At 41.9% G+C, this 3408-nt stretch carries 3 protein-coding genes and 1 pseudogene; all 4 read left to right on the top strand.

Going from position 1 to position 3408, the window contains the following annotated elements; translation table 11 throughout:
* Positions 1-203: pseudogene (locus CKY02_RS22620) on the top strand (IS4 family transposase); the annotation flags it as partial.
* Positions 204-326: 123 nt separating this feature from the next.
* Complete coding sequence (locus CKY02_RS22625; RefSeq protein WP_112896968.1) at positions 327-1934, top strand: hypothetical protein; 1608 nt, start codon at positions 327-329, stop codon at positions 1932-1934.
* A 21-nt stretch (positions 1935-1955) separates the two neighbouring features.
* Positions 1956-2972 carry a hypothetical protein gene (locus CKY02_RS22630; RefSeq protein ID WP_112896969.1) on the top strand — a complete coding sequence of 339 codons (1017 nt, stop codon included), beginning with the start codon at positions 1956-1958 and terminating at the stop codon, positions 2970-2972.
* Between the two features lie 113 nt (positions 2973-3085).
* Positions 3086-3292 carry a hypothetical protein gene (locus CKY02_RS22635; protein WP_112896970.1) on the top strand — a complete coding sequence of 69 codons (207 nt, stop codon included), beginning with the start codon at positions 3086-3088 and terminating at the stop codon, positions 3290-3292.
* Positions 3293-3408: the final 116 nt, after the last annotated feature.

The following is a 3408-nucleotide window of genomic DNA, read 5'->3' on the forward strand; positions in this document are numbered from 1 at the left end:
GGCTGATTGGTTTTTATGCCGAAAATAAAGGAATACACCTTAATTATCAGGCAAATAGTATCAAATCAAGAAGAGTCATCTCTCACCTAACATTAGCGGAGAATGTATTACGCCATTCTCCGCTAATATTATTTGAAATAGTGCTTAATAAAACACTCAAGCACCTCGCCAAAATCTACCAAAATATGGTTTTGATTTATTAGCGCTGATTTGTGGGGATTCCTCAGCCAGTGGCCGGGTTATTATCGGATGGAAACATTATTAAAAAGCGAATTGGGTTTTATCCCCGATTAGGTAATTAAAAGGTAATTGATAAGGTAATAGATATGGCTGAGCAAACTATTTCATCCCGTGCCGGTGTTGCCTGCATGACATGCGACAACCCGGACCCCTGTATTTATAAAATCAGCGTCACTTTTGGTCGGAATACTCAGGTATGGCCTGAAAAGCCGGTAATTAAGATGAGCCTGATTGATAATGGAAAAGGTCAAAAAGGGACGATACAGATTGAAGGTAAATGTAATAACACGGCTAAACATCATGCGGTGCTGACGGGGGGACAGAAAGAGAAAACGCTAGAATTTAATGCGCCACAGGAGGTGACATTATTTTATAAAGATCAACTGAAAGACGCTGAGATTGAAAGTGACCTGGAAAGTGTCTGGTTTTATTTATCTAATCTTGCCAACCCGACAGATATGTACAGTGAGCCGCGTTATTATAAGTTAATAACTCAAGGTTGCCTGGATAGTCGACAGTACGCGACGATAGCGGTTTACCCGTCGGTCAGTTTTATGGTTTCGGTTGGATTGAGCTTTGATTTTTCTCATGGAGAACGTTCTGTAAAGGAGCGGCGTGATGAACAGAAAAAAGCGCGTCTGGCGATGGAAAATGTCAAGCCTAAAAATGGCAATAAACTGCGCAGTGGGTGGACAACCCATACGGACCCATTTTATCTGACTCGACAGACGGCGATTAACGTCGAATACGCTTTAACGGTTCAGGATATGGATTACTCGGCGAAGTTTGCGGAAGTTAATCAGGTAAGGAAAACCCTGCCCAATTTAGAGGCTATCAATCGGGTGGAAAAGCTACTGGGTTATACAAAGGAATACCTGGCGCCCGATCCGGATTCAAAAGGCACTCGCAGCTACCAACTGCTTGAGCTCAAGGTAGATCCCATCAATATTGGACTGGCTTATGCTTATGACCGAACCACTTCGATGGATGACCGTACCCATTTTTTGGGTTTCAGCGCCGCGCCTTTTATGGGGATGACGGCAAAACTGGATCTTATCCAAATGGGGGCGGCGTATTGCAAGATAGAGAAGGTGGCAGCCAAATTCAGGGAGGCGCTGGCTCGCAGGAATTCAAATGATAAAAACTATTTAGATCTGGAATGTTGCATTATTTTGACATGCAATCTGTCCTTTCAATTGGGTGCCGCTTATAAACAAAAGCAGTGGACTTTTGACGCCGGTAATAAGAATGATTTGAAATTGAGTTTGGAAGGAAAAGTGAATGTCGCCTTTAAGACCCATATTATGATAGTAGAAGTCGCAATAGGAGTGGGTGGGGCTATAAAAACAGCGGCGGGTTTTGAACTTGATCAGCATGATAAAGGGATCGATCTGGCTGGCTACCATAATGGGATTGTTGCGGAATTTGAGGTAGCTGTGGATGTGGGGGGGGATAAGAGAGATAAATCTAATTCAAAAGATATAGTGAAAGTTAAGAAACAGTGGGTTGTTGCCGAGCCATTAAAAGCCAGTGAATCCCCGTTAAGAATTAACCTGATAGGAGAAGAACGGCCTGTGGTTCGTCCCGATATTGTTCCAGGAGCAGAAACAGCGTCATGGGAAATGGGTTATGACCCCAACTTTAAGCCTAAGATGGATAATATCCCGTTTATTACCGGATTTCCAAGAATGTAAAGAGGAATAAAAGGATAAAAAATGAAATTAAAATTGTTATTACTATTGTTAGGAGTGATTGCTATGTCCGATGCTAACGCAAGTGAACCGTGGTTGTATATTCGCAGTTTATTCGATATCCAATATGCCTTTTGTGATATTAAAACCAATGGCGTAACGGGAATAGACAACCGTAATTCGGCTCGGGAAGGTCGGGGATTTGGTACCGCCAGTACAGCTTCCATGCTATTAATGGCAAATGGTGAAAATGAAATCAGTCTAGAGTTCGGGGCACTAGGCTGGTTTTCTCGGGATACTTTGTCAGATAAAGTCCGCAGCCATTTCAATCCTGAAGCGAAGTGCAAGTTAGAACTGACAGCCATGCTCGGTAAAAAGAGTGAGGTACTGACGGCTATTGAAGTAGAGGTGGATAAAAATGGTCAACCCGTAGCAACGGTATCTGAGGATGAACCTAAATATGCCGCTATTAGTACACCAGTTGTACTTCGTGTGGTACAAGCAGACAGTATAGAAGCTGGACATAAAGACGAAAACTATTTTGATATTCGAACATTTCCACCCAATATGATCTTATACCGGTTTAGTCGTAATGTGAAAATCAGTGGCTTACCTGAATGGGAATGGACGAAGGCAACACCTTATACGGATACACCTGAACAGCGCCAGCAATTGCAACAGGCTTATATGGCTGTTTGGCAGGCTTATAATGCAAAAGATGTGAATACTATCCGTAATCAACAAAAAATCGCTCTCAAAGCCTGGGCTAGGGCTACTAATGAAAGTGAAGGGAATATCTTTGCTGACAAAGATTTTCATAATGATTTCAAAGAAAAAAGTTTCAAAATGAAACCGATTAATTGGAATGACTACCGGGTTAAAATAATGAATCAGGGTAGAATGGTCAGACTAGTGAATAAATCAGACCCGGGAAGTTCCCCAATATCTTATTACGTTAATGATGAAGATGGTGATACGGTTCTAGTTACCATTGCACCAATCTTTTCATTAATTAACGGTCGTTTTGTTCAGGTAATTTAATGGATAGCAATATCGGGTTATTTGACCCGATATTTTTCCTCGATGGAGTTGATTGATATTAAAGTTGAATAGTATCCCGTTTATCACCGGATTACCCGGAATGAGAGGATAAAATGAGATTAAAATGGTTATTGCTATTATTAGGCGTGATTACTATGTCAGGTTTAGGCGTGATGGTAATGCAAGATGCTAACGCAAATGAACCGAGGTTGTATATTCGCAGTTTATTCGATATCCAATATGCCTTTTGTGATATTAAAACCAATGGCGTAACGGGAATGGATAATAGAGATTCAGCCCGGGAAGGCCCTGTCTCTTGATCAGATCTCCAAATCAACCGATTTAGCCAGCAAATAGCCGTCTATCAGGGTTTGCAGCCGAAACCAACCTTCCCAAAGTCGTTCCCATCCGACTCGACCCGTGCGTTTGGAATCGT

This window comes from Photorhabdus bodei (assembly GCF_003287735.1).
Classification (GTDB): Bacteria; Pseudomonadota; Gammaproteobacteria; order Enterobacterales; family Enterobacteriaceae; genus Photorhabdus; species Photorhabdus kayaii.